Genomic DNA, 20,663 nt, shown 5'->3' with positions numbered 1-20,663 from the left:
CGCGTTATTCGCCGAGAGACACCACTTTGCGTGTTTTCAGGGCGGCAAACAACATGTAGATCGTTGTGGGTACTAGAATGGCAAAAAGGTAGCCAAGCAAGCCATGAGGCTGAGTCATGAATCTACCAGCCAGAGCAGGGCCAACCACTGAGCCAACGCTGTAACTGAACAGCATCACTTGAGTGGCGGAAACAATGAACTTGTTGTCCAACTGTTGGCAGCCAAGCGTAATCGCAACGGGATACAAAGCAAACACCGCCATGCCTAAAATAAACAGTGCCACCGCGAGGACAATCGTTGAGCTGGTAAGCAAAGTCATACCGATGGCAAAGACACCCACTAAGCAGTAAAACGCCATCAGCAGCGTTTTGCCTGTCCACTTGCTGAGTAATGTCACTGTGGGTTGAACCACCATTCCGCCGAGGATAACCAGCGCCATTAGACTGCCGATCTCGCTATGAGAGATATGACGATTTGCCAGCTCTAGCGGCATCAAACCGTAAATGGCGCCCAAAGTGAGGCCGGAAACAATACAACCAATCACCGCAGCATGGTTAAGGTTGATGATCTGTTTAAACGACAGGCTTTCCGACTCGGCGCTATTTGGTTGAGTGGTTCTGAAACAGAGCAACGTGATGACTGCCAGTGACAATGTCACGCAAATAGTAGCAAAAGGCAGTAAACCTTGGGTACCAAGGAAGGTAATACCGATTTGCCCAAACGCCGTACCACCGTAAAGAGAGATCATATAAAAGCTCAAGCGTTTCGCACGCGAGCGCTCGTCACCATCAAGCAGCCATGATTCCACGACAACGAAGATACCCGCTACGGTAATGCCCGCTATAAAGCGGGCCGCCAGCCAAACCGGGCTAGAAGCGAAGAAAGGTAAAACAACGATCGTGGCAATAAAAATAACCAAGCAGCTAACAAAGGCAAACTTGTGGCCGATGCGTTGAACCAAAGGCTCAAAAAACACAGATCCTAATAATAGGCCAGCGTAAAACGCACTAGCGAGCCAACTGGCTAAAGAAACGGGAAGTTGATATTCACTCGTGACCAGTGGGATCAAACTCATCAAATACCCAGACGCAATAGAGTAGAGCGTTAAAGCAATGATTGGTATAGCAATACCGAATGATTTGTCACTGTGTTGGTTCACGCGTTGTAATCTCCAAATTTCACATGGTTGTTGATGAAAGTGGCGCGACTATGCGACTAAAAAACAGACATGTAAAATTAGAGATATTTGTCGTCAGGGATGTAAAATTTTATTGATGTGCTGGCTGGATGTTTAAGGGGAAAATATCGATAACTTGAATGTAAGCCAGGCAAAAACAGCGCTTGCCTGGCATTACGATTACTTAGTTAACGCTTGATTTAGCCATTGGTCGAACTGGCTTTTAGGCAGGGCACCGTTAATCACATCCACACGTTGACCGTTTTTAAATACCATCACGGTTGGAATGCTGCGAATTTGAAATTGTGCTGCGAGTTGCTGTTCGATTTCGGTGTTGATCTTAATGAAACGGACTTTGCCTTTGCGCTCTGCTGCGACATCTTGGAAAACAGGAGCAAAACCGACACAAGGATTGCACCATGGTGCCCAAAAATCGACCACGACAGGTTGATCGCTTTGAAGCAAATGGGCGAAATTGTCGTTGGTCCCTTCGATAGGTGCGCCGTCGAGTAGATCAGATTTGCATTTACCACAGCTCGGGTTATCTGATACACGCTCGACAGGTAAACGGTTCATACCGCCACATGATGGGCAACGTGAATGAAAGGTGGACATACTTTACTTCCTTTACTGATTTAACTTTTTATATCCTGCTGACTTGAAGTGAAGGCAGTATTGGCTGCTATGGCTCGTTTCAGAGCAAGGCGTTTCACCATGCACATAGCGCCATTTTTGCCACCGACTGGCCACAGCAAGTTGTTTAGGTATATATATGGGTGACAAGTGCCAAGTTCAATGAGGGAATCAAAACTGGACTTACCAGCTCCTTCGATAAAGCGTATACTTGCCGATACCACATGACCTGATGTCAGGTTATTAAATTCCAAAACAACAATAAATAGGTCTAAGATGACAAATTATTACGCGGAAATTACCGGTTGGGGGAAATGTTTGCCACCAGCTGTCTTGTCAAATGACGATCTGAGTACCTTTCTTGATACGTCGGACGAGTGGATCCGAACTCGTACTGGTATTGAAAATCGCCGTATCAGCCATGTAAATACTTCTGACTTAGCCACCGTAGCAGCAAAACAGGCGTTAGCGCGTGCAGGCATTACGGCTCAAGATATCGATTTAATTATTGTTGCGACTTGCTCGCCAGATTCTCTGATCCCTAACATTGCATCAATGGTGCAAAAGAACCTTGAAATTGAAGCGGCCGCGGCGTTTGATCTTAACGCGGCATGTACAGGCTTCGTGTACGGTTTGGAAACAGGAACGCGTTTAATCCAATCTGGCGCATACCGTCATGCATTGATTATTGGTGCAGAAAGACTGTCGTTTTACATTGACTGGGCAATGCGCGATACCGCGGTGTTGTTTGGTGATGGTGCTGGTGCGGTGGTGCTGTCTCGCACTGAAGAAGCGGTTGGTTTGCAAAACGCCAAGATCGGTTGTGACGCACAAGGTCGTGACATTCTTTCTGTGCCTAAGTTTGGTACTTCTATGGATCGTTTTGCTGCAGACAACGGTTACTGGGATTTCAACTTTGTCGGTAAGGAAATCTTCAAACGTGCGGTAAAAGGCATGGGAAGTGCTGCGGCTCATGTTCTTGCACACGCAGGGATGAGCAAAGATGACATTAATGTGGTGATCCCACACCAAGCAAACATCCGTATTATTCAAACCTTGTGTGACCTTTCTGGTATTGATCAAAGCAAAGCGTTTGTGAACATTCAGAAATATGGCAACACCTCTGCTGCCACTGTGCCTATCGCATTGTGTGAAGCGGTAGAACAAGGTCACATCAAAGCGGGTGACAACATTCTGTTAGCGGCATTTGGTGCGGGTTTGACGTGGGGTGCTGGCTTAGTGAAATGGGGCCAACGCGTCGAGGCAATCAGTGAAAGTGATGCCGCCTTACCTGAGTGCGACAAGAGCGCACTAGAGCTATTGAAAAACGCGATTGAGCTATGTAACGCTCGCAGAGATAAGTAACTCTCTAATCAAAAACAAATAGGGAACCATTTTGGTTCCCTATTTTTATTCTCTATAAATAGTCGTGCTTTATAAAAAACCGAGATCACCGTCTGGAAAATTAGCGAGATTAGGAAGTATATAACGCATCAATTGATCATCGTGAACCCCCATCCATTTTGCCAATGTCCCATGTACCTGATCGGCAGCGATGCGTGGAATTAAGCGACCTTTCGAATAATCATCCTCACCATCAATTTTCAACGTTGGCCAGTGACCAATGGCATTTTCACTGAGTACACCTTTCCCCATAATAATTTGGTGTCCTCCCCAACCATGATCGGTACCGTTACCATTGCTCGCCATGCGACGCCCAAAATCGGACATAGTAAAAGTGGTGACGCTGTCACTCAGTTGATGTTCCCCCAAAGCCTGGTGCAGAGCGTACATATTGTCGCTGAGGTCTTCCAGTAGAGCTGGGTGTTGAGTCAATTGCGTATCGTGCACATCGTAGCCAGTTTGTTTTACAAAGTAGATTTGGCGACTTTGTCCCAATGCTTGATGTTGGCTGATAAGCTTAAACACAGTATTGAGCTGCTTACCGAGATCAGACGAAGTAAACATCGGGTTATCGGGCACTGAATCGAGTGTTTGGCTTAAAGTATGGCTCACCGCTCGTGAGTGATTGACCATGCGGCGGAACTGACGTTGGAAAGGTGACTCACTCTCAAAGGCCAGCATCTCGTCATAAAGATCGCTAAGCCCAGAATCGGCAAGGCCATTTAACTCTACAGCACGATCTTTACGAAGCACCACTTGCTGATATTCAGAGGCACGTAGCCACAACGAATCTCCGTGTACGCTGTATAGCGGTGTCACACTGCTTTGGCAAGACAGCGCGTCCAATAACCGGCCTGCCCAACCCAGGTTTATGCCTGAGTTGGCGGCACCTCGCATCCACTCATCGGATTGCGAATTATGGGAAAACAGTTGCTCTGGCAACATGGCGGTGCCATCGAGAATTTGCTGTTTTGTTGTGGGTTGACACAGGATCCCGGAATTAAGCACCACATTGGCGTCACCTTGGTTAAACACGTTAGCAAGCTTACTCATCGCAGGATGCAGTCCCAATGTAACGGGTTTGCCTTGGTTGTCTTGCGCTTTGAGTGACAGAGGAATGATCTGTGATTGGCTTAGTGCAAGGTTGCCACGAACATTTTTGTATTGCAGGTAGTGTTCGTTGTCTTTTGCCAATACAGTATTGATCGCATCATTGCCACCAGCAAGGTAGATACAAACCAATGCTTTGAAATCCGATCCAGCATGAGCCGGGAGTGAAAAGCCAAAAGTGCCAGCAAAACTAAGCGTTGCTGAAGCGTGTAAAAAATGTCTGCGTGAAAGTTTCATTTTCTTATCCTCACTTTTGGATAAAGAATTCTTCGCTCGATAGGGCGAGGAATAGAATCTGTGAAAGCTTGGTTTTGGCGACATAGCTTTCTGGATAGTCATTTAGCGTGTTCAGCAATAGGCTTTTTAAGGCATCTGACATCGCATCACCAAATAAACGCTCATTGATAAGATCGACCAAAGCCTGATGCTGATCTAAACGCTCGTAATAAGGAGCTAGGTTCATGCTCATGGTCGGATCGTTATTACTCTTGATGGCGTAGTACATGTAGTTCACGACTTGGGTGTAGACGTTCCAATCTAGAAGCTCAAACTCTGGCGCGACTAAGCCATTTTGCTCAAACTCCCCTTGAGGTGCGAAGTCTGGAGAATAAAAGTTAAATACGGAAGGCGCACGTAAGCCACCTTGATTGGCCACATTCAAAAAGGTTACTGCGTTAATAAGCCTGTCGCTGGTGGGGGTGAGCTCAAAGGCTCGATGAAATTGGGTTAACACTAAAATCGGCTCTTTGATTTTGCTCGCGCCGGCTTGGGCTTGCGGATCGGTCAGGATGGCGGAAAGCACCGCTTTGAGATCCCCACGAACCCCGGCGCCATTATTGGCAAACACATTGGCAACACGCTCGATGTACTCGGGACTCGGGTTTGAAGTGGTAAACCGCTGAATCAAAAGTCTCGATATAAAGGGAGCTACGTTAGGGTGCTGAAAGATAATATCCAGTACCAAATCAAGTTCGGCTTCTGGTTGCATGCCTGCAGGAATGGTGTGGCCTAAAAACAACTTTTCACCACTATCGTGCGTACGTGCATTGGCCTTCATTGGCAGCAGGTAACTATAGTCCGATCTCGACCAGCCAGTCAGCGCGCGTGCCAACTCCTGAATATCGTGCTGATGATAGGTGGCGAGTCGCTTACCGTTGGTGGTTTTGAATGAACCGTCCATATTGATCTGATACAAACCAAGAGTGAACAATTGCATGAGTTCGCGAGCGAAATTTTCGTCGGGTAGAGCACCGGTTGAGGTATTTTCTTTTTTACTGCCCATCATTGATAGGTAGCTACCCATGACTGGACTAATGGCGATCTCTTTTAATAACTCACGATAATTACCAAATGCATGCTCACCCAGTTGGTCATAATACTGGCTAAGTGCTTGAGCTCTTGAACCAAACTGTCCGCCATAACGGGATACCACAACAATTTGGCTTAAAGCAAAAGCCATGCGTTGCCGTAATTGATCTTCCGCTTGTATCGAAATTTGATACCAAGCGTTTTCACGATTGGCCTGTTCTCCTTTCGGGAATGGCGTTAAGTAAAGGGTTTGATGTGAGGTAAATGGCAGTGAAAATTGATATTCAAGCCATGCTGTAATGCCCAGAGAATAAAGCTGTTGTTGATTTTGTGGTGTCGGCCCAAAGGTGGTTTGATATAAAAATTGATATTGTTGTTGCTTGGTAAGATTATTGTTCTCACCGGCTATTACGACAGGTATAGAAATTAAAAATAAAATACCTAACAGCAGAGCATTTTTAATATTAATGATCTGACGTTGTCTCATAATTGACTCTCTTACCATCCAAAAATGGTAGCGTGGTTTTTAGCTCTATGAGCTGTAAAATAAACTACTAATCATTGGAAGCGCTTCTCCAAAATTATAGAGCGATAAAAAGAATGCAGTGCAATTTTTTGTAAAAAATAAAGTAATTTGCTCTATCTTGCTGTTTCTTAAAGAGTGTGCGGTCTTTTCTAAAATACTAGTGTCTATTGATGGTATTAGAGTCGACTTAAGGAGTGATAGCAATCGTACGAAAGTACCAAATTTCGTTATATTATTTGAGCTTAATAAGAATGTAATAAAAAATAAGGGAAGCGATGCTTCCCTTATTTAATGCACTAATGAAATTAACATTTAGAGAACATATAAGTTCGGTAGCCACCCAGTAAATTACGGGCTTTATAGCCGTTATTCACCAGTTGTCGATAGGCGACGTTACCACGCAAGCCCACTTGACAGTAGATGATGATCTCTTTGTCTTTTGGTAGTTCATCCATTCGTTGGCGAAGTTGGTCCACCGGAATATTAATCGCACCAGGCAAATAACCGCCTGCTTGCAGTTCACCAGGGTTGCGCACATCAAGCAGTAATTGGTCATCGTTCAGGTGTTCAATCTCATCAAAATGAATCGCTTTTGCGTCGCCTTTGATTAAGTTGTTGGCGACAAATGCTGCTTGGTTGATGACATCTTTTGCACTGCCGTAAGGAGGCGCATAGGTCAGTTCAAGATGCTGAAGTTGTTCAACCGTCATTCCCGCGCGTTGAGCGACGGCCATGACATCGATACGTTTGTCTACACCGTCTTTTCCGACGGCTTGCGCACCAAAAATTTTGCCGGTTTTCGGATCAAACAACATTTTAAATGACACGATTTCAGCGCCTGGATAGTAACTCGCGTGGCTCGCGGTATGGACGTAGACTTTTTCGTACTCGATACCATCGCGTTTGAGTTGTTTTTCGTTTTTACCTGTTGATGCAACGGCCAAATCGAAGATCTTACAAATCGCGGTGCCTTGAGTACCTTGGTAGCGCTCACTGCGGCCAAGCATGTTGTCTGCTGCCATGCGACCTTGACGGTTTGCTGGGCCAGCAAGGGGGACAAGTGTTTGTTTTCCTGTCACAAAATCTTTTTCTTCTACTGCATCGCCAACGGCATAGATAGAAGGATCGCTGGTTTGCATCATGTCGTTGGTGTAGATGCCGCCGAGCTCACCAATTTGCAGGCCTGCTTGCTGAGCCAGTTTGGTTTCTGGACGGACACCAATTGCCATAATCAGAACATCAGTGTTTAACGTATCCCCTGTACTCAGGCTCAGCGCCAAATGGCCGGAAATATGCTGATGTTGGATATCTTCACCCGCATTTTCGCTGGCAACATGATCATTGGCGATATACTCAACGCTGGTTAACGCAGTACCTAAACGTAAATCGATGCCTTTGGCGCGAATTTCCGCATGCGCAAATCCGGCCATCTCGCGATCAACAGGAGTCATCACTTGATCAGCCAATTCGAGTAACGTGGTCTTAATGCCTAATTGATGGAAGGCCTCCATCATTTCTAAGCCGATAAATCCACCTCCAACCACCGTGGCATGTTCAACGTTGTTGGTTTGAATCGTTTGAATGATGCGATCCATATCAGGAATGTTGCGCAAAGAATGGGTAAGCGGGTTATCGATACCAGGAATCGGTGGCACAACTGGCCCAGCTCCAGGGCTCAATAGAAGGAAATCATAACTTTCAGCGTATTCGCTACCATCGATTAAGTTTTTGACGGTGACCGTTTTTTCGTGACGGTTGATCGCAGTAATCTCGTTCATGACACGTACGTCAACATTAAATCGTGCGAGAAAGCTCTCTGGTGTTTGCAGAAGTAGCTTGCTGCGCTCTTTGATATCGCCACCAATGTGGTAAGGCAAGCCGCAATTCGCAAAAGAGACAAAAGGACCACGTTCAAACATGATTATCTGTGCATCTTCACTCAAACGACGTGCTCTAGCTGCTGCTGAAGCACCACCTGCGACGCCACCAACGATCACGATTTTAGTCATAATATTCAACCTCTGATTTTAGGATTGGACCGAATTGTAGAGTGAAAAGGCAAATAACTCTGACAACTCGGTCAAATAAAACGAATTACTTAAGGCCGAGCTTTTTAAGGAAAAAGACGGCTGGGCAAAAGCCCGTAAAGGCACTTTGAATCAAATTCAGGCCTACAAATACGGTCAACCAAACAAAATTTTCGTGAACGTATTGGGTAAGAACTAGGGATAGCAACACCATGCTACCGGCCAAAATGCGAACTCCGTTTTCAATCGTCATAACAAGCACTCCTCGTTGTTGATAGGCATACCATACATACTTGAATTAGTAATGTCTAATAAAAATAACTCTAAATGTAAAATATCTAAATTAGTGTTGACTAATGTTTGTGTTTGCGTAAGATTTAAACCAATGCAGGGGAGGTGGTTGTGATGAGCAATGACAAAGTAATTGATTTAGAACAGATGAGAGAGAGCGCGGAAAGCGTTTCTGAGCTGTTAAAAATAGTCGCGCATCCTGAGCGATTGATGGTGTTGTGTCAGCTAACAAAAGGTGAAATCGGTGTGGGTGAGCTTCAACAAAGCTCAACGTTGAGCCAATCCGCATTCTCACAGCATCTCACCGTCTTACGGAAACATGGTTTAGTCAAAGCGCGCAAAGCGTCTCAGCAAGTTTTTTATTCTTTAGCTGATCCCCGAATCGAAAAGTTGATCGGCAGTTTACAGTTTATTTTTTGTTCCTAATTTTGCGAGGAAGATATGACGTTTGTAGTACCTTGGGAGTCGTTGGCAGGAGGCATTTTACTTGGCATTTCTGCCTTAACCATGTTGTTGGTTAACGGCAAAGTGGCAGGGATTAGCGGTATTTTGACGGGATTACTCACCCCTAAATCAAGAGATTTTGCGTGGCGTTTGATGTTCGTCGTCGGCATGGTGAGTGGTGGTGTTCTGGCCGTGACTTTCGGTGCGGCGAGCGCATCGGTCGCGTTACCCACATCAGGCGTATTAATCGCTGCGGCTGGGTTGTTAGTGGGCATCGGCACACGTTTAGGAAATGGATGCACTAGTGGTCACGGGATCTGTGGCATTGGCCGTTTATCAAAACGCTCTATCGTCGCAACGGCGATTTTTATGGCGGTAGCTGCCATGACAGTTTTTGTTCGACTTCACTGGATTTCTTAAGCTAGGGCATGAATAAAATGAATAATTTTGTCTTTCGATTGACGTCATTGATGGCGGGTATTTTGTTTGGTTTGGGGATGGCGATTTCAGGCATGACGGACCCCAATAAAGTGATCGGTTTTCTCGATATCGCAGGTCAATGGGACCCAAGCCTTATGTTTGTGATGGGCGGTGCATTGGCGGTGTTCATGCCTGGTTACTTCTTGCTGATACGCAAACAAAAGAAACCACTCAATGCCGAGACATTTTGTTTAGCCAGTCAGCAAACCATCGATAAACGTTTAGTCGCGGGTGCAACGATCTTTGGTATTGGGTGGGGCTTAGCTGGGATTTGCCCTGGCCCTGCTGTGGCCAGTTTGGGGCTTGGTAACATTCAAATCGTGCTTTTCTTTGCAGCCATGATGGTGGGATTAGGTGTCACCAACTTACTGATTTGTTTTAAAAATGCGCGAGAAGTCAAAACAGAACTTGCATAACAAGACTATGCTGGCGTAAAGATCAAGGGAGATTATCTATGCAATGGTTTAAACACTCAGCACTCGCAATGGGATTGCTTTCTGCTGTGCCAGCGATGGTGCACGCTGAAACCTACATCACCGAACTGAAGACAGTGGAGCAATCCGTTGTCTTTGATGGTGTTGTCCAGCCCGTCAATCAAGGTACTGTAGCAGCGCAAACCTCGGGTACAGTCGTAGCGTTGAATGTGGATGTTAACGACTTCGTCAAGCAAGGGACGGTGTTGTTGGAAATCAGTGCGGTGCAGCAGTCGGCGGCGCTGGATTCTGCTTTAGCCCAGTTGGCGAGTGCCAAAGCGCAAAACACGGAAGCTCAAGCTCAAGTAAAGCGCTTTCGTCAGTTGATGCCAAAAGGAGCCATCTCCCAAGATCAAATGGATGCAGCGGAATCTCGCGCCAGAAGTAGTGCGGCTGCGGTCAAATCTGCAGAAGCCGCCGTTGCGCAAGCGAAAGAATCTCTCGGTTACACAAGTGTCACTGCACCTTATGATGGCGTCGTGACCAAGCGTTTTGTTGAGTTAGGTGAAACGGTGGCTCCGGGCACACCTTTACTCAGTGGGTTCTCGTTACAACAACTTCGTGTCGAAACACAGATCCCGCAGGATTATCGCGCTTATGTTAAAGAACCGACTCAGTTTGTGATTGATAACGGGGCAGGTGAACAGGTTTCACCAAGCTCTTTCAATCTTTTCCAATACGCAGACTCGGCTTCTCATAGTTTTCCGATTCGCTTAAACCTACCGGAAAATCAGGCAAATTTCGTTCCTGGTTCTTGGGTTAAAACTCGTTTTACCTATGGGCAAAGAGCACTTTTATTAGTGCCTAAGCAAGCGGTGATCCGTCGTGCAGAACTGAGTGTGGTCTATCGGCTTGATGACAACAATAAACCCATCTTGAATCCGATCCGTTTAGGACAAGAGTTTGAGGATAGCTATGAAGTGCTTTCCGGCCTAGAAATCGGTGATCGAATTACCACGGACCTCATCAACGTCAAAGGTGAATAGTATGGATACACGACTCGGAATTTCGGGTCGCATTGCCGCGGCCTTCCAACATTCAGCCATGACACCTTTGCTCGCATTGGTGGGGTTATTGATGGGGTTATTTGCTGTTATTGTCACACCCAAAGAGGAAGAACCACAAATAGATGTGACTTTTGCTGATGTGTATATCCCGTTTCCGGGCGCATCTCCTCAAGAAGTGGCCAGTTTGGTGACGACGCCTGCTGAGCAGGTGATCTCAGAAATTCAAGGCATCGATAAGATCTACTCCTTTTCTCAGCCTGATGGCGCGATGATCGTGGCGATCTTTGATGTTGGGGTCACGCGTAATGATGCCGTGGTGCGCATCTACAACAAACTCTATTCAAACAAAGACTGGATGCCACAAGGTGTTGGTGTCGGCGAACCCGTGATAAAACCTCGCGGTATCGAGGATGTGCCCATTGTCACTGTGACCTTATCTGATAAATCAGGGCATTATACTGGCCAGCAACTCACGCAAATTGCTCACGGGCTTGAAACAGAGCTGAAAAGAATAGAGGGAACTCGCGATATCTACACTGTGGGCGCGCATTCCACTATTGTGGATGTACGTCTAGACCCCGTCAAAATGAACGCTTATGGCATTAGTATTAGTCAGCTAAACCAAGTGTTGCCATCTGCGAATCGACGCTCACCGATGCTTAGCTTAACTCATGATAATCAGCAAATACCGTTACAGATCGGTGAGTTTCTCACCCATGTTGACCAGATTAAGCAGTTGGTGGTGGGTGTGGCGAATGGCGCGCCAGTCTATTTCTCGGACATTGCTGACATTGAACTTGGGGTAAACACGCCAACGCAAAATGTGTGGACTAGCGATAAGCAAGGCCTTTACCCAGCTGTGACATTGGCAATCGCGAAAAAGGGCGGCGAGAATGCGGTTGATGTTGCACAAACGATAGAAGATCGCCTAGAGGTTTTGAAAAATCAGTTGATTCCGCATGACGTTGATATCGCCATCACACGTGATTACGGAAAAACCGCAGCGGATAAAAGCAACACGCTGATAGGCAAACTTGCTTTTGCAACCACGGCCGTGGTGTTGTTGGTACTGCTGACGATGGGGTGGCGCGAGGCTCTGGTTGTGGGTATTGCAATCGTTGTGACCTTGATGATCACACTCTTTGCCTCTTGGGCTTGGGGATTCACGCTCAATCGTGTCTCTTTATTTGCCCTGATCTTCTCCATCGGCATTCTTGTGGATGACGCCATTGTGGTGGTTGAAAATATTCACCGTCATATGTCGATGGGTAAGAAAAAACTGGCAGAGTTGATCCCCGTAGCGGTGGATGAAGTGGGTGGGCCAACGATATTGGCAACACTGACGGTTATCGCTGCGTTGCTGCCGATGGCGTTTGTTTCTGGCCTTATGGGGCCCTACATGAGCCCGATTCCGATTAATGCTTCAATGGGGATGTTGATTTCGTTAGCTGTGGCTTTTGTGGTTTCTCCTTGGCTGTCGGGTAAGCTGCTGAAGTCAGGACAACACGAAGAGTCACACAAAGCCGATTCTATCTTCCATAAAATCATGTCGCCGTTTATTACCGCCAGAGCGCAAGGGCGCAATCGCTTCTTGTTATTGCTCGGTATTGTCGGGCTGATTGCTGCATCGGTGGCGTTGCCAGTGATGCAGGCGGTGGTGTTGAAAATGCTGCCATTTGATAACAAATCCGAGTTCCAAGTGGTGCTCGATATGCCAGAAGGCAGCTCGTTGGAGAAAACACAACGTGTGCTTTTTGAAATGGCGCAAAGTCTTAATGACGTGCCCGAAGTGAGCGATTATCAGATTTACGTCGGTAGCGCCGCGCCAATCAACTTTAACGGTTTGGTTCGTCACTATTTCTTACGCAATCAAGCTCATCAGGGGGACATTCAAGTGAACTTGTTGGATCGCCGTGAGCGAGACAGAGACAGCCACGAGATTGCCAGTTCAGTGCGTCCAATGCTTAACCAGATTGCCAGTCAGTTTGGCGGTAAAGTGAAAGTGGTGGAAGTGCCGCCGGGGCCACCCGTTTGGTCACCCATTTTGGCTGAGGTGTATGCGCCTACGGCAGAATTGCGTGCAGAGGCTGCGCGCCAAGTCAGAGACATTTTCCGAGAAACGCAAGATATCGTCGATGTCGATATGTACTTGCCTGAAATTCATCAAAAATGGCAAGTGGTGATCGACCGAAGTAAATCGGCCAATTTAATGGTGCCCTATAGTGACATCGTTGATGCTTTGGCGACGGCAGTCGGTGGTAAGCCAATAACTTATCTGCACGCTGAACACAGCAAGTATCCAATCCCCGTGATGATTCAAGCGAATGAAAGTGCGAAAGTGCGCCTTGAGCAAGTGTTAAACATGCAGGTCGTTAGTCAAAGGGGCAACCGATACCCATTGTCTGAGCTCGTGAGCATTCGTCAAACCAAAATGGAAGACTATATCGTGCACAAAAACCTTGTGCCTATGGTCATGGTGGTGGCGGATATGACTGGGGAAACGGACAGTCCGCTCTACGGTATGGCGGCTTTATCAGGAACCTTGTCTGAGCGTATGCCGCTAGAGCAATACTTCATTCATCAGCCAGATGGCCTTCAAGGTATTTCCATCATGTGGGATGGCGAGTGGACCATCACTTATGAAACCTTCCGCGATATGGGGATCGCCTATGCCGTCGGTATGGTGCTTATCTACTTGCTGGTGGTGGCACAGTTTAAATCCTACTTAGTGCCATTGATCATCATGGCACCCATTCCACTGACCATTATTGGTGTGATGCCTGGGCATGCTTTGTTGGGCGCGCAATTTACCGCAACCTCGATGATCGGCATGATCGCTCTTGCGGGGATTATCGTGCGAAATTCAATTTTGCTGGTCGATTTTATTAACCAGCAAGTGGAAGAAGGGGTTGAGTTTGCGGAAGCGGTGATGCAATCGGCAGCGGTTCGGGCGAAACCGATTATGCTTACCGCGTTGGCTGCGATGATTGGAGCTGTGTTTATCCTTGATGATCCCATTTTCAATGGTCTGGCAATCAGCTTAATCTTTGGTATCTTCGTTTCGACGATTCTTACCTTGATTGTGATTCCAGTGCTCTATTACGCGGCAATGAAAAAGCGCTTTGTCTAGGTGTTTGCGTGCGAACGAAATTTAACCGTTGAAGTGCAACAGACCCGAGTAATCAACGAACGAGAGCCCCGACGTCGGGGCTCGTCTCTTTATTCCCAATTTCTTTGTTTCTAATTTCTTTATCTCTCATTTTTTCTCTATTTCTTTCTCTTTCTCTTGCTCATCATGATGATGGGCTAAGGTAAGGTCACTGTGGTTGAGACCGGGCAGTGATCGCTCAATTGATACTTCAACACATCGTTGCTGGTAAACAACCTCTGTTCTGCTTGTGAGGCACTTAAACCTTCGCTGACGATGATGTGGTCGATAAGTGAACGAAAAGAATGAACCTTATTGGGTTGTTTTTTGGAGCGAACCTTACAGTTTGCTTTGGTGTCTTCCGTCAACAAATGAATTTTGCCGGCACTGGTGAGTTCATTCATCAGCCAGTCATTACGATAAGCAAGGTTATGGTTGAAGTCACCAAGGACAAGATAGGTTTGTTTGTTGCTCTGCCTTTGGCTAATCCATTGGCCAAGTGCTTGGCTTTCAAGTCGGAGTGTTCGACAAGCATCATTGCCTTTATAGGCTCCACTACACCCGGCCTTGAGATGAACGTTTAACACATGTAGCTCATTTGAGGTGTTACCAATAATGACATATGAGGCAAAGCGCAACTTACTGTTGCCTTTGTTGAGTTGGATGTCACCGACGTCGCGAAAAGGAATGCCTTTCTTGATGGCAAATCCCGTGTATTGATTGATGTCATCGAATTGAAAACGCTGATAGCGCGGATTAGAGCGATCCGAAAACAAGATCTGATAGTTGGTTCCGACGACTTTTTTAATCGCGGCCAAGTCATTGACTTCCTGAAAGGCCAAAACATCGCTGTTGGTTTTTTGGAAGTACATTGCCAATTTGGCGAAATCTTCTTCATTACGGTGACTTTCTTTGACTCGTGCTGAAGGTGTGGATGAAAGCCATTCCATGTTCCAACTGGTGAATGTCATTGGTTGAGCAGCCAAAAGGGGCGTTGGCAAGAGTAAATAAACCAAGCCGGTGAAAAAGAGACCAAGCGCGTGCTTCAACATACGTAAATATTCCCTGTGTTTTTAGGCAGCCTTTATCATACAAGACCTCCAAAAATTTCAAGTAGAAATCGCCACATTTTTGCAATTTTCATGGTTTTCTTTATATCTGAGATCTCAGCCAATAAGATCGATTTGATCTTAATCCATCATCTTATTTTGTTGATCGAAATCAATACTTTTGCCTAGTGCTTTTCGTTTAATACGCCACAATATATAGTGCCAGTCGAATAAAAAATAACCCTATATAGTGTGTTTGTGGATAACTCTGTGAGTATGCTTAGGGTAAGGAGAATAAAGTGAAACCAATCGTAATCAAGCGTGATGGCTCAAGGGCTCCGTTTAGCAGGGATCGCATTCAGGCAGCAGTTGAAGCGGCCGCGGAAAACGTTGATAAAGAAATTGCTATTTATGCGCTCAATGTGGCGTTGGCAGTTGAGCTACAGCTAAAAGATCACGATGAAGTTCATATCCACGAAATCCAAACCCGCGTTGAAAACGAGTTGATGCAAGGCCCATACAAGTCTTTAGCTCGCGCGTACATTGAATATCGTCATGACCGTGATATTGCACGCGAGAAACAAAGCACCTTAACACGCGAAATCGAAGGCTTAATCGAAGAAAGCAACGTTGACTTGATCAACGAAAATGCCAACAAAGATGGCAAAGTGATTCCAACCCAACGTGACTTGCTTGCGGGTATTGTGGCGAAGCACTATGCCAAAACGCACATTTTGCCACGTGATGTGGTTCAAGCGCATGATGAAGGTGATATTCACTATCACGATCTCGATTACGCGCCGTTTTTCCCAATGTTTAACTGCATGCTGATTGACCTAAAAGGTATGCTGACTCACGGCTTTAAAATGGGTAATGCGGAAATTGACACGCCTAAGTCAATTTCAACCGCAACTGCGGTGACTGCGCAAATTATCGCGCAAGTGGCGAGCCACATTTATGGTGGTACCACCATCAATCGCATTGATGAGATCCTAGAGCCGTATGTTAACGCGAGTTACGAAAAGCACTTAAAAATTGCCCAAGAGTGGGATATCCATAATCCAGAAGGTTTTGCCATCGCACGAACTGAGAAAGAGTGTTACGACGCATTCCAATCTTTGGAGTACGAAGTGAATACGCTGCACACTGCAAATGGCCAAACACCATTTGTGACGTTTGGTTTTGGTTTGGGTACAAGTTGGGCATCGAAATTGATTCAACAATCCATTTTGAAAAACCGTATTGCGGGCCTTGGTAAAAACCGCAAGACAGCGGTATTCCCGAAACTGGTATTCGCCATTAAAGATGGTCTGAATCATAAACCAACCGATCCAAACTACGACATCAAACAATTGGCGTTAGAGTGTGCTTCTAAGCGTATGTATCCAGATATCTTGAACTACGACAAAGTGGTTGAGATCACCGGTTCATTCAAAACGCCAATGGGCTGCCGTAGCTTCCTAGGTACCTACGAAGAGAATGGCGAGCTGATTCACGAAGGTCGTAACAACCTTGGTGTGGTAAGCCTTAACTTGCCAAGAATTGCACTAAAAGCAAATGGCGATGAAGAGAAGTTCTATGCGCTATTGGATGAAAAACTGAAGCTAGCTCGTCGAGCTCTCGAAACGCGCATTAGCCGTTTAGAGAATGTTAAAGCTCGTGTAGCACCAATTCTATACATGGAAGGTGCTTGTGGTGTGCGTCTGAAAGCCGATCAACCTATCGCAGATATTTTCAAACATGGGCGTTCGTCCATTTCGTTAGGTTACATCGGTATTCACGAAACCATTAACGCGCTGTTTGGTAATCAAACTCATGTTTACGATGACAACGAATTGCGTGAGAAAGCGTTGAACATTGTTAAACGCATGAAGAAAGCGGTAGAAGCGTGGACGGAAGAAACGGGCTATGGCTTTAGCCTGTATGGCACGCCAAGTGAGAACCTCTGTAGTCGCTTCTGCCGAATCGACACCAAAGAATTTGGTGTGATTGAAGGCGTGACAGACAAAGGTTACTACACCAACAGCTTCCATTTGGATGTTGAAAAGAAAGTAAACCCATATGACAAGATCGACTTCGAGATGCCGTACCCTGAAATTTCGAGCGGTGGTTTTATCTGTTATGGCGAATTCCCTAACATGCAAAAGAACATCGAAGCGTTAGAAAATGTGTGGGATTACAGTTACAGCAAAGTGCCTTACTACGGTACCAATACGCCGATTGATGAGTGCTACGAGTGTGGTTATACCGGAGAATTTGATTGTACGAGCAAAGGGTTTACCTGTCCGAAATGTGGCAACCATGACTCATCCAAAGTATCGGTCACTCGTCGTGTTTGCGGTTATTTAGGTAGTCCAGATGCGCGCCCATTTAACTTCGGTAAACAAGAAGAAGTGAAACGTCGCGTAAAACACCTGTAAATAACGCATTAGGTTTCATCCGTTATTCAATGAGCCAACCCCATCCGGTTGGTTCATTTTTTCCAGAGGTCAATATGAATTATCACCAGTATTATCCCGTCGATGTGGTTAATGGACCAGGTACGCGATGCACGCTGTTTGTTTCAGGCTGTGTTCATCAGTGTCGTGGTTGCTACAATCAATCGACGCAGCGTTTAGATTCTGGTGTGCCGTTTACCCAAGAAGCGGAAGATCAAATCATCGCGGATCTTAATGACACTCGTATCAAACGCCGTGGTTTATCGCTCTCTGGCGGGGATCCATTGCATCCTGCAAATGTGGCCGATATTTTGCGTTTGGTAAAGCGCGTCAAACAGGAATGCCCGGAGAAAGACATCTGGGTTTGGACGGGATACACTCTTGATGAGCTCGACGAAGCTCAACGACAAATACTGCCATACATCGACACATTGATAGACGGCAAGTTTGAGCAAGACAAAGCGGACCCAAGCTTGGAGTGGCGGGGAAGCGCGAATCAAATCATTCACTGCTTTAAGCTGTAAGTCAGGTCTAACCAGTCAACTAAGTGTTAAGATTCAACCACCTTGGCGGTTTAGGCTGACTCTTGAAGGTGCGAATTCGTTATGACTTTAATTTCTATTCGCGCTCACTTATATCGCTGACTACACTCTACGTATATTAATTCAAACATTTTCGCTCAGTTGGTTCTTTGGGGATGCATTTACTCAGGAGCCGCTGTCGCGGTCAGGTTTGAATATGAAAATTGCTAATAAGATTATCTTGGTCTCAACAGCGTTGTGCGCACTGGGCGTCATTTTTACTGGTGCCATAGTTGGTTTAAAATCTGCAGCCCTTTCTGAACAAGCACTTATCACAAGAGCGTCGCAACAACTGGTTTCCGTACGCGAAATTAAGAAAAGTGAAATTGAAAGCTACTTTGAACAAATTCACTATCAAGTCGAAACCTTAGCGGATGACATTGCGACTAAAGACGCAATGAAAGCCTTTACTCAAGCGTTTCAAACGTATCCTTCTCAACAGATCGCATCGCAAGACGTCAATGCTTTGCGTAATTACTACAGCAATCAATTTGGGCAAAAGTACCGAGAGCTTAATGAAGGGGCAGTTGCCAATGAAATTAGTATGCTTGATCAAATTGGTGAGGTGGGTAAAGCACTTCAAGCGCGATACATTGCGATCAATCCGAATCCACTTGGCGAAAAACACCAATATCTCAGTGATACGCTAGGCACTACTTACGATCAAATTCACGCCAAATATCACCCTTCCATCAAACACTTTTTAGAAGCTTTTGGCTATTACGACATCTTTTTCGTCGATAACGATGGCAATGTGGTTTATTCCGTCTTTAAAGAGTTGGATTTTGCCACCAATCTTAAGCAAGGGCCTTATTCGAACACAGGCATTGCAGAAGCCTACAAAAAAGCGGCGGCTTTGAGCAAAGGTCAATACTATCTTGATGACTTCAAACCGTATTATCCCTCGTATGAAGCGGCCGCCTCATTTATCGCCACGCCAATAATGGAAGGTAATTCGCGCTTAGGTGTGCTGATTTTCCAAATGCCAGTGGATGTGATCAACAACATCATGACCTTCAAGGGAAATTGGGCTGCATCGGGTTTGGGTGAGAGTGGCGAAAGCTATCTCATTGGCCCAGACAAAAAAATGCGTAGCCAGTCTCGCTTTCTGTTGGAAGCGCCTGACGACTATTTGGCTGTAATGAAATCGGCGGGTGTTTCGCCGCAGCTGCTGGCACAGATTGCCAGCAAAGGCTCGACCATCGGTCGACAAGAAATCGACAGTGATGCCGCACGTAACGCGTTAATGGGCAGGTCGGGATTTGAGATCATCGACGACTATCGCGGGGTGCAAGTCATGTCTGCGTACAGTCCGGTTACCGTTGCCGGTTTGAAGTGGGCAATATTGACCGAAATTGACTACGACGAAGCACTCCAGGATTTAGCGATATTGGAAGACTCGGTGAGAAACACCGTTTTAATGAGTATTGTGGGGATCATTGTCGTTTCAGTGCTGCTTTCTTATGTGTTAGGTAACAGTATCTCTCGGCCTATTCGCCTTGCTTGTGAAAAAGTAGAGCGCATTTGTGGTAATAACGACTTAACTGAGCGACTTGATGTCCAAGGCAAAGACGAGGTCACTGAGCTTTCCGCGTCACTCAACCACTTGTTCTCGCACCTACAGCAAATGATCGGCCAGTTTTCCAGCGCAACGGATACGTTGAGCAACAACTCCCTCAATATAACTAACAATATGCAAGCAACGCGTCAGGCGGTTGCCGAGCAAAACGCGAAATCCGATTCTGTGGCTACCGCAGTCAACGAAATGAGTGCGTCGATTGCAGAAGTGGCGCAGTTTGCCAATCGCGCCGCCGATTATGTTAAAGGGGCGAATGAGCAAGGCGTGAAAGGTGTACAGGTTGGCAACGACTTGGGGGAAGAGATCGGTAAATTGCATGACGAGATGCAGGTAGCCGTCGAAGCCATTGGTCGATTAAGAAATGAAAGTGCTTCGATTGCTGAGGTGCTCGATGTGATTCAAGGTATTGCGGAGCAAACCAACTTGCTCGCTCTGAATGCGGCAATTGAAGCAGCGAGAGCGGGCGAACAAGGGCGAGGTTTTGCAGTCGTCGCTGATGAAGTACGTTCGTTGGCTGGTCGGACTCAATCTTCGACAGAAGAGATCCGTCAAAAAATCGATGCGTTACAACGTGAAACAAACAGCGTGTCGCAGTGTATCGATAATGCCAACAAAACCGTCTCGCGTGGGGTTTCAACCTGTAAAACAAACACCGAGATGATTGAACAGCTTGTCTCAATGTTAGAAGAAATGAACGAGATGAATATCCAAATTGCGGCGGCAACTGAGGAGCAACGAGCGGTCACAGAAGACATCAGCAGCAGTATTACCTCGATCGCCGATGCTTCGGTTTCCGTCAATGAAAAAGTGACTCAGGTGGATGATGTGTCACGTCAACTTGCTGATGAAGCCAAAGGGCTGAGTCAGGAAATGTCGAAGTTCCGTTTTTAGAGACGCCTTCTACAGAGAGAGAATTCGACACGGAATAAAACGCTATCGGTGAGTGCCTGGAAGGCAAAGGTGCGCTTGCTGATAGCGTTTTATTCTT

At 46.2% G+C, this 20,663-nt stretch carries 16 protein-coding genes; 9 read left to right on the top strand and 7 right to left on the bottom strand.

Going from position 1 to position 20,663, the window contains the following annotated elements; genetic code table 11:
* Positions 1–4: 4 nt before the first annotated feature.
* Both PQQ36_RS02100 and trxC read right to left on the bottom strand, forming a co-directional pair.
* Positions 5–1,159: an MFS transporter gene (locus PQQ36_RS02100; protein WP_011081311.1), complete on the bottom strand. Its 1,155-nt coding sequence runs from the start codon at positions 1,157–1,159 to the stop codon at positions 5–7.
* A 198-nt stretch (positions 1,160–1,357) separates the two neighbouring features.
* On the bottom strand, positions 1,358–1,792 hold the full coding sequence (gene trxC, locus PQQ36_RS02095) for a thioredoxin TrxC (protein ID WP_011152214.1): 435 nt from the start codon (positions 1,790–1,792) through the stop codon (positions 1,358–1,360).
* A 294-nt stretch (positions 1,793–2,086) separates the two neighbouring features.
* Here trxC and PQQ36_RS02090 point away from each other — a divergent pair, with 294 nt between their 5' ends.
* Positions 2,087–3,175 carry a ketoacyl-ACP synthase III gene (locus PQQ36_RS02090; RefSeq protein ID WP_011152213.1) on the top strand — a complete coding sequence of 363 codons (1,089 nt, stop codon included), beginning with the start codon at positions 2,087–2,089 and terminating at the stop codon, positions 3,173–3,175.
* A 69-nt stretch (positions 3,176–3,244) separates the two neighbouring features.
* Here PQQ36_RS02090 and PQQ36_RS02085 read toward each other — a convergent pair whose 3' ends face one another.
* From PQQ36_RS02085 to PQQ36_RS02070, 4 genes are all read right to left on the bottom strand, one after another.
* Positions 3,245–4,561: a DUF1501 domain-containing protein gene (locus PQQ36_RS02085; RefSeq protein ID WP_108678608.1), complete on the bottom strand. Its 1,317-nt coding sequence runs from the start codon at positions 4,559–4,561 to the stop codon at positions 3,245–3,247.
* A 10-nt stretch (positions 4,562–4,571) separates the two neighbouring features.
* Entirely contained in the window at positions 4,572–6,137 is a 1,566-nt protein-coding gene (locus PQQ36_RS02080) for a DUF1800 domain-containing protein (protein ID WP_337249686.1), read from the bottom strand.
* Positions 6,138–6,463: 326 nt separating this feature from the next.
* On the bottom strand, positions 6,464–8,167 hold the full coding sequence (locus PQQ36_RS02075) for an FAD-dependent oxidoreductase (protein ID WP_263138892.1): 1,704 nt from the start codon (positions 8,165–8,167) through the stop codon (positions 6,464–6,466).
* A gap of 85 nt (positions 8,168–8,252) precedes the next feature.
* Positions 8,253–8,438: a YgaP family membrane protein gene (locus PQQ36_RS02070; protein WP_011081305.1), complete on the bottom strand. Its 186-nt coding sequence runs from the start codon at positions 8,436–8,438 to the stop codon at positions 8,253–8,255.
* A gap of 152 nt (positions 8,439–8,590) precedes the next feature.
* Between PQQ36_RS02070 and PQQ36_RS02065 the strand changes: the two genes are divergently transcribed.
* The 5 genes from PQQ36_RS02065 (at position 8,591) to PQQ36_RS02045 (ending at position 14,010) form a co-directional block, all read left to right on the top strand.
* On the top strand, positions 8,591–8,902 hold the full coding sequence (locus PQQ36_RS02065; protein ID WP_038941075.1) for an ArsR/SmtB family transcription factor: 312 nt from the start codon (positions 8,591–8,593) through the stop codon (positions 8,900–8,902).
* 15 nt (positions 8,903–8,917) lie between these two features.
* On the top strand, positions 8,918–9,340 hold the full coding sequence (locus PQQ36_RS02060; RefSeq protein WP_011081303.1) for a YeeE/YedE family protein: 423 nt from the start codon (positions 8,918–8,920) through the stop codon (positions 9,338–9,340).
* An 8-nt stretch (positions 9,341–9,348) separates the two neighbouring features.
* Positions 9,349–9,816 (top strand): YeeE/YedE family protein, encoded by a 468-nt coding sequence (locus PQQ36_RS02055; RefSeq protein ID WP_045597947.1) that lies wholly within the window; start codon positions 9,349–9,351, stop codon positions 9,814–9,816.
* 95 nt (positions 9,817–9,911) lie between these two features.
* Positions 9,912–10,859 (top strand): efflux RND transporter periplasmic adaptor subunit, encoded by a 948-nt coding sequence (locus tag PQQ36_RS02050; RefSeq protein ID WP_273660599.1) that lies wholly within the window; start codon positions 9,912–9,914, stop codon positions 10,857–10,859.
* 1 nt (position 10,860) lies between these two features.
* The gene (locus tag PQQ36_RS02045; RefSeq protein WP_273660278.1) at positions 10,861–14,010 is read left to right on the top strand and encodes an efflux RND transporter permease subunit; all 3,150 of its coding nucleotides are present in this window, start codon (positions 10,861–10,863) and stop codon (positions 14,008–14,010) included.
* Between the two features lie 176 nt (positions 14,011–14,186).
* Here PQQ36_RS02045 and PQQ36_RS02040 read toward each other — a convergent pair whose 3' ends face one another.
* The gene (locus tag PQQ36_RS02040; protein ID WP_017789179.1) at positions 14,187–15,080 is read right to left on the bottom strand and encodes an endonuclease/exonuclease/phosphatase family protein; all 894 of its coding nucleotides are present in this window, start codon (positions 15,078–15,080) and stop codon (positions 14,187–14,189) included.
* Between the two features lie 296 nt (positions 15,081–15,376).
* Between PQQ36_RS02040 and nrdD the strand changes: the two genes are divergently transcribed.
* The 3 genes from nrdD (at position 15,377) to PQQ36_RS02025 (ending at position 20,566) form a co-directional block, all read left to right on the top strand.
* On the top strand, positions 15,377–17,497 hold the full coding sequence (gene nrdD / locus PQQ36_RS02035) for an anaerobic ribonucleoside-triphosphate reductase (RefSeq protein WP_045622460.1): 2,121 nt from the start codon (positions 15,377–15,379) through the stop codon (positions 17,495–17,497).
* A gap of 74 nt (positions 17,498–17,571) precedes the next feature.
* Entirely contained in the window at positions 17,572–18,039 is a 468-nt protein-coding gene (gene nrdG, locus PQQ36_RS02030) for an anaerobic ribonucleoside-triphosphate reductase-activating protein (RefSeq protein WP_011081297.1), read from the top strand.
* Positions 18,040–18,253: 214 nt separating this feature from the next.
* The gene (locus PQQ36_RS02025; protein ID WP_273660277.1) at positions 18,254–20,566 is read left to right on the top strand and encodes a methyl-accepting chemotaxis protein; all 2,313 of its coding nucleotides are present in this window, start codon (positions 18,254–18,256) and stop codon (positions 20,564–20,566) included.
* The last annotated feature ends 97 nt before the right edge of the window (positions 20,567–20,663 follow it).

The organism is Vibrio sp. CCUG 15886 (genome assembly GCF_028570825.1).
GTDB lineage: Bacteria > Pseudomonadota > Gammaproteobacteria > Enterobacterales > Vibrionaceae > Vibrio > Vibrio vulnificus_B.
This window is presented reverse-complemented; position numbering and strand designations above follow the sequence as displayed.